This is a genomic window from Mesorhizobium sp. M0437, assembly GCF_040321335.1.
Classification (GTDB): domain Bacteria; phylum Pseudomonadota; class Alphaproteobacteria; order Rhizobiales; family Rhizobiaceae; genus Mesorhizobium.
Genome location: NZ_JAMYRK010000129.1, coordinates 1 through 6,558 on the forward strand (window position 1 = coordinate 1; position 6,558 = coordinate 6,558).

The 6,558-nt window shown below is 57.5% G+C and carries 8 protein-coding genes and 2 pseudogenes; 6 read left to right on the forward strand and 4 right to left on the reverse strand.

The window, feature by feature from the left end:
- The 3 genes from NKI72_RS33665 to NKI72_RS33675 all read left to right on the forward strand — a co-directional run.
- Nucleotides 1–1,929, forward strand: a 1,929-nt coding sequence (locus NKI72_RS33665) for a SpoIIE family protein phosphatase (RefSeq protein WP_352852065.1), incomplete at its 5' end; no start/stop codon positions are given.
- A 2-nt stretch (nucleotides 1,930–1,931) separates the two neighbouring features.
- A complete protein-coding gene (locus NKI72_RS33670) occupies nucleotides 1,932–2,492 on the forward strand; it encodes a slr1658 superfamily regulator (RefSeq protein WP_352852066.1) in 561 nt (186 codons plus the stop codon).
- 18 nt (nucleotides 2,493–2,510) lie between these two features.
- Nucleotides 2,511–2,849, forward strand: a complete 339-nt coding sequence (locus tag NKI72_RS33675) for a slr1659 superfamily regulator (RefSeq protein WP_352450368.1) — start codon at nucleotides 2,511–2,513, stop codon at nucleotides 2,847–2,849.
- A 221-nt stretch (nucleotides 2,850–3,070) separates the two neighbouring features.
- Here the strand turns inward: NKI72_RS33675 and NKI72_RS33680 are convergent, their stop codons facing one another.
- Together NKI72_RS33680 and NKI72_RS33685 are read right to left on the reverse strand one after the other, a co-directional pair.
- Complete coding sequence (locus NKI72_RS33680; protein ID WP_352852068.1) at nucleotides 3,071–3,235, reverse strand: hypothetical protein; 165 nt, start codon at nucleotides 3,233–3,235, stop codon at nucleotides 3,071–3,073.
- Nucleotides 3,236–3,311: 76 nt separating this feature from the next.
- Nucleotides 3,312–3,773: pseudogene (locus NKI72_RS33685) on the reverse strand (IS110 family transposase); the annotation flags it as partial.
- Between the two features lie 72 nt (nucleotides 3,774–3,845).
- Between NKI72_RS33685 and NKI72_RS33690 the strand changes: the two are divergent.
- Together NKI72_RS33690 and NKI72_RS33695 are read left to right on the forward strand one after the other, a co-directional pair.
- Nucleotides 3,846–4,331, forward strand: a pseudogene (locus NKI72_RS33690) (SOS response-associated peptidase); the annotation flags it as partial.
- 52 nt (nucleotides 4,332–4,383) lie between these two features.
- Nucleotides 4,384–4,560 (forward strand): hypothetical protein, encoded by a 177-nt coding sequence (locus NKI72_RS33695; protein ID WP_352852070.1) that lies wholly within the window; start codon nucleotides 4,384–4,386, stop codon nucleotides 4,558–4,560.
- A 317-nt stretch (nucleotides 4,561–4,877) separates the two neighbouring features.
- Here the strand turns inward: NKI72_RS33695 and NKI72_RS33700 are convergent, their stop codons facing one another.
- Together NKI72_RS33700 and NKI72_RS33705 are read right to left on the reverse strand one after the other, a co-directional pair.
- Nucleotides 4,878–5,402, reverse strand: coding sequence for a helix-turn-helix transcriptional regulator (locus NKI72_RS33700; protein WP_352450366.1), 525 nt, complete (start codon nucleotides 5,400–5,402; stop codon nucleotides 4,878–4,880).
- A gap of 392 nt (nucleotides 5,403–5,794) precedes the next feature.
- Entirely contained in the window at nucleotides 5,795–5,926 is a 132-nt protein-coding gene (locus tag NKI72_RS33705; RefSeq protein ID WP_352693846.1) for a hypothetical protein, read from the reverse strand.
- Nucleotides 5,927–6,134: 208 nt separating this feature from the next.
- On the opposite strand from NKI72_RS33705, the gene NKI72_RS33710 reads away from it, so the two are divergent.
- The coding region (locus NKI72_RS33710; RefSeq protein WP_352852071.1) for a hypothetical protein at nucleotides 6,135–6,558 on the forward strand (424 nt) is incomplete at its 3' end.

Sequence of the window (6,558 nt, forward strand, 5' to 3'; positions counted from 1 at the left end):
CTGCTGGGCGCCGACCACAGTCCGCTGCCAAGCGTTCAGCAGGAAATAGAAGACAGCACCGTGCTGGACCTCGTTGCGCCGACGCTCATGGCCAGCGGGTCGTCCAAGCTGCAAATGTATTATATTGGTCCAAAGGAACGGCCGATTTTCAGGACGGTGCCGTATACGGACCAGGCACAGACCTTCGACCGGCTCTACCCAGGCCACAACAAGGCAGAGTTCTGGGAGTTTTTCTTTCCGGGAATCTATGGGTCATGGCAGCAATGGGCCAGGGATCCAGCCTCACGTCCGGTCTCTGACGATATCACCCAGACAGCGCCTTACACCGATGCGATCACTGGAAAGCTAATCGTCAGCTTTTTCCACCCGCTGTGGACGCGCGATCGCACCGGTATCGCTGGTACGGCGGGAGCAGACATCACTCTCGATCAACTCGCGGAAGTCGTCGAACGTGTGAAGATCGCTGAGACCGGGTTCGGCTTTCTCACAATGTCGACTGGCAACGTCGTGGCGATCAATCCGTCAGGCCAGGCAATCATCGGCCTGACTTCATCGAGCGATGCGGGCACCCAGGGCGTCACCGGCCTGGAGAGGTCCCTGCGGGGAAGTACGCAGCCGGCTATCGCGTCGCTGCCTCTCGACCAGAACAATGACGGTGTCATTCAGCATGTCATGCTCGCCGACAAGGGCGAACGCGTACCCTACATTGTTGTCCTCAAAAGATTAAAGCCGACCAATCTGTGGAGTTCGGGACCGATCAAGTCCGAAATGATGTCGGTCGGGATCGTCGTTCCCGAACGGGAGATCTATGCATCCCTGTTCGCCGCGCAGAAGAGTATTTCCCGTGCAACCAACCGTATCCTGCTCTTTCAGATCGCCGCGATCGTCGTTTCGCTTCTGATCGTTTTTGCCGCCGTGCTCGGAATTTCGAAGCGGATCACGGCGGGCCTCAGGGCGCTTGCCAGCGCCGCCCAGCGGCTCCAGTCCAAAGACTATTCAGTCCGAGTGAGCATCCCAACGCGCGACGAAGTTGGAGCGGCAGGGGTCGCTTTCAACCGCATGGCTGAGCAGATCAGCTTTCACACGGAAAACCTCGAGCAACTCGTCGACGAACGAACCAGGGAACTTGGGGACGCAAATCAGGAGATTTCCGCACTCAACGAAAAGCTGCAGGACGAAAACGTTCGCCTTGGTGCTGAACTCGCGGTCGCCAGACAGATCCAGATGATGGTCCTGCCGAAACAATTCGAACTCGAAGCGATTCCGGGGCTGGAGATCGCGGCCTACATGCGGCCGGCCGACGAGGTCGGCGGTGACTATTATGACGTCCTGCAGAACGGGTCACGGGTCAAGATTGGCATCGGCGACGTGACCGGTCATGGTCTCGAGAGCGGCGTGCTGATGCTCATGGTCCAATCCGTTGCACGCGCGCTGCAGGAGACCAATGAGGGGGATCCGCCTCAGTTTCGGGATCGGCTGAACAGCGCGATCTACACGAACATCGCGCGGACGAACACCGGCAAGCATCTCTCGCTGGCCTTCCTTGACTTCGAGGATGAGCGGGTAACGCTATCCGGCCAGCATGAGGACGTTCTCGTCGTGCGTGCGGACGGGGACGTCGAACGCATCGACACGATGGATTTGGGTCTGCCGGTTGGCCTGGAGAATGACATCTCGAAGTTCATTGCCACGCGCGACATCCTGTTCGGCAGTGGCGACGTGATCGTGCTGCACACCGACGGTGTGACCGAGGCGGAAGACCAAGACAGAAGGCTGTTCGGGTTCGAGCGCCTCTGCCAGAGCGCACGAAAACGTCAAGGCGGGAGCGCCGAGGAAATCAAAACCGGGATCATCGAGGATCTCATGGCCCATATCGGGATCCAGAAGATCCACGACGACATCACCCTCGTGATCATAAGGCACACATAGCCATGACAACGCTGTTCGGGACCCCTGACATTGCAATCGGGATGAAGGAGAGCGGCAGTCGCGTGCGGCTGTTCGACGGACCTCTCGACTTGAGTTGGCGTCATTGTGCCACGACCTCGGACTTCATCGCCGATCTTTTCGCATTGCGCTTCCGGTCGTCCCGCAATGACTACATGGAAGTGCGGCACAGTATCGGATATCTGGTCAACGAACTCATCGAAAATGCGGTCAAGTTTCGCGCACCAGGTGAGATCTTGATCGAGGCGTCGATGGATTCGGAGTGCTTCAAGCTCAAGGTGTCGAACGACGTCGATGGTGAAGATGCCTCTAAGTTCCAAAGTCTCCTGGCAGATCTCACGGTTGGCGACCCCGTGGACCTGCTGATACAGCGAATTGAAGAGAATGCCGCCAACCCCGACATGGCAGGCTCCGGACTTGGATTGCTGACGTTGATGAGCGACTACGGCGCACGCCTGGCTTGGATATTCAGCGCCGCCGACGAAAGCGATCGGCTTTCCGTGGAGACATATGCCTCTATTCCGATCTCGCAAATTCACAACTAGAAGAAACGAAGCCCGGCTATGGAAATCAAGACAGACGACTACCGTGTGTGGACTGAAGGAAGCGAAATTTTCTTCGACGGTGCAATGCGGCTTGCCAGTTCCGAGGCCGGTGCGCCTATCTCGGCGTTGGCGACCAGTGTTCTTGCCTGTAATCCCGCTTCCATTACGCTCAATCTTAAGGATCTTCACTTTCTAAACTCTTCCGGCATCAACCTGCTCGCGAAATTTACCATCGAGGTGCGCAAGCATCCCGATGTTCGACTCGTCGTGCGTGGAACGCCAGACATACCCTGGCAATCGAAATCATTGCCGAATCTGAAGAAGCTGCACCCCGCTGTGGTGCTTTTGATGGACTGACGAAGGTCGTCCGAAATTAGCCAAAGGACGGCGTGCAAGAGCGCTGCAAGAGCGCTGCAAGAGCGAGATATGTACGCCCGGATAAGTATTCGGATGCGAGGCTAACGACAATTTGGCCACGTGCGCAGATGCTCGCAATGGCTTGGGGGCTGGCACAGGCGGCAGGCGTCCGGGTTGGGGGGATGTCGGGCCGCCTGTGCCGATCAGCCGTCGCTGCTCAGTCAGAAGTGTGGCGTCGTGCAGTCGCGGTCCACGACCGTGAGATAGATCGTGTCGCTCGACGGCGCGGGCGACTTCGGCAGTGGCACGCGCTTGCCGGGATCAAGTAACTTCGCGAGCGTCCTCGCAAAGCCCTTGTCGAGCAGCCCCGCGACCGGCTCACGCATGTAGGCAGGAATCCGCGATGTGCGTGTCCGTACGCCGACTGCAAGCCGCGCGGCTTCGAACGCGAGATGCAGCCGCTCCGAAGTTCGGTAGCAAGCCGCGGGGATCGTTCTCAACGGCAATGGCCTTTTCCTGCAAGAGCTTGCGGGCGGTCAGCAGCGCCCGGCGCTTCTGGCTCGTCAGGGTTTTCACATGCACCGGGCGAAACAGGTTGACTCGCATCATCTGCGCATCTGCGCAATGCCGCGGGCAACATTGCGGTCGGTTTGTTCACCTGCGCCTTAAGGAAATGCCTTGGTGTGGCGGGTCTCGATGCAGATCACCGGCAGGCCGGCCCTGGCCGGCCTTCGAACAACCACTGCGACAAGGGCCCGGCTTCAAGCCCAACCCGCTCAACCCACCAGCTGGGCTCCTTGAGCACCCGTGCCAGATCCTCCGGATGGCTCGCCACCTTTATCTCGCGGCAAATCTGGCCTGTTTCGTCGACAATGCAAATGGCGTCTCTTTCACTGACACATCCAATCCCGCATAATGATTCATGCTGCGCTCCTCCCTCTGATGCTTGTGGCTGCTCCATGCAGACCACGTTTATCATCAGGTCGAAGCGCAGCACCTTCGATCAACGCCAAGAGCGAGACCGTAAAGACCAACGGCACGTTCAAAGCCGCCTATCAGTCACGCCGCGCGCTGATGCCGATCGACGGCTTCTTTGAATGGAAGGACATCTTCCGGCACGGGCAAGAACAAACAGACCTATGCCATCGCGATGAAGTCGGCGAGCCGTTCGCCCTTGGCGGCGCTCTGGGAGGATTGGCGTGACCCCGCTACCGGCGACAACATCCGCACCTTCACTCTGCTGACCTGTGAGCCGAATCCGCTCATGGCGACGATCCACATCCGTATGCCGGTGATTCTGACGCCCGAAGACTACATGACCTGGCTGACGACCCCGACCCGGAACATCTCATGAAGCCGTTTCCAGAAGAGCTGATGACCATGTGGAAGATTTATTTTCTCTCGTTGTTACGTTGTGAGCATGCTTCTGAATCCGGTTCTTTGGCCATTATGAGGGGCACAGACAGGCAGGCAAAAGCATAATCGCAACGTGACAACCGGTGGTTCAATCTGAGGAGAGAAGATACAAAACGACATGATCGCCCTTTCCACCCAATTCGATGCCATCCGCCCGGAAAGCGGACGGATAGTCAAGGGCGTTGGCACCGACGGCACCAGCGCATTCTCGCCGAAACTTGTGCTCGTCACAGATGTCGACGGGACGCACGTCCAGGCTTTGGACTACGTCAAGAACAAGCGGCCGGGGGCATAATAGGGCAACCACAAGGCCGGTGATATCTAAGGATTCTGCGTGCGGTAGAAGGCGCAAATTACAAACACGATGCCGATGAGGCGCATCAAACCAGGGGAATATGAAGAGGCTACGAAGTAGGCGACCCCAAGCACAGCAGTAGCTATCAACCACCTGCCTGTGTGCTTGTCCGTAGACGCCATTGCGGCTTTGGTGCCTGCGAGTGACTCTCTTTTTCGAGATTCATGCTCCTGCTGCCCGCCCCGCGCCATCGCCCAACGGAAAATCAAAGCGTTTCGGGATTGGCTGTCTGCTGAGATGGATCCAAACGACGGCCCTTATGGCAAGACTGAAATGCGCCCAAGAAGAGCCACCAGTTCCGCCTGACGTTTCGTTTCGGTCTTGGCGAACAGCGAGGCAAGCTGGGAGCGGATCGTGGTGCGGCTGAGGCGCCAACTGCGGGCGATCTCCAGCGGCGCATCGCCCTGAGCCAAGCGCAACGCCAAGTGCGTCTCCGCGCTCGTCAAGCCAAACATCTTTTGCAGTGTCTGAGGATTTGGCCCCGACCTGTTCTCGCGATCCAGTAACGCCACAATGCTCGTTCCGTCAGGAGCGATAAACCCGTTCTCGTTCAATATCACCGGCCTGTCGCCGTTGCTGCGGATCACCACCCACGATAATGAGCCCGGCAGGAAATGGGCCGGAACATTCGCGAGCAGCCGCCTCAAAGCCACGGAAAGACCGCTGGCCGTATCGGCCACTTCTCCCTGGCGCTCCAGCGTGGTTTGAGCGGCTGCGTTCCATTCGAGCACTTTCCTCTCGCGGTTCAGCACGAGATAGCCGCAGCCGATGCGATCAAGCATGCCGGTTATGGATTCCAGGCTGCGTGCTCTTGGCTCCCCGACCCCTGCGCCCGATGCACGATCTGGAGGAAAAACATAAGAGGGCCGCGTCGTATGCACCTCATGGTTATACTTGGTCGTTGTCGCAATGTATCGGCTACCCGAAGCAGGATCACTATGTCTATCCATCAGAGTCATCTTATACCCCTACCCAATAAAGCTACTCGTGATCTGCAGAACGTCTTCAAGTTATAGTTCCGTCCGTAATAACCTAACTCGACATCTGATGATTACACTGTTAAGATTCCCAGAATTTGCGCCGCAATCGCGAGATTTCTTCCCGTTTGTGTTCCGGCATATGAAAGCCACGCCGAAATTCCGCCGCCTCCGTCGGGGTTCGAGTGCAACCGAGTTTACTGGGCGCTGACTCTTAAACTCGCCAGTGAGCATCCGATGTTGGTCGCAATATCTTTCAACGGTTCGCTATTAAGGTGTCCATGAAGAATTACCTTGCGACGGGCTTCGCTTTTGAGCTTTGCGTTCATTTCGGGAGCTCCTCAACTACGCGTTCACAACACGCGATTCTATACGAATCAAATTGAAGATTGTCGTTAGCTTCACATCCAGAAACGTATCTCGGAGTGCATTTTTTAAGATTTCTTCATGCCGCCAAGCTGCCGATAATATTGCTGCTCACCTGTTTCCAACACCACACAGCCCTCCCGCGAAAGGGCAAGATTAATAACGAGCGAAATGGTGAGAAAGAAAGTTGGCATAGGGGTGGTCGCCCGCCTCCTTCGGATTTATTCTTTACCCGCTCCGCGCATCGCATCATGGGACTACCCGGCCTGGCAGCCGGAATTCAAACCTGGGGAATTCACCGGCGCCCTGCGTGCCGACAATGACAACACTCGTTTCCGCGGCGGCATGCGTGCGGTGCACTGGCCGGCCAAAGAAGATCCAGCCGCAGCGCTTGCCGTGCTGCAAGAGATCCGCGACACCACCGGCCAAACGCGTACGGAAGGCGCGCAGGGTTATCTTAACCCGCGAGACGCCAATCCCGACGACGCCGAGACGCATGACGTGCCAGGCGACGAGGTGACGTCTGAAACTATGGTGGAGCCGGCACAGGATGGGCTCGACGAAGTGTGGCCGGAGGTTCTGCATCAGATACGGC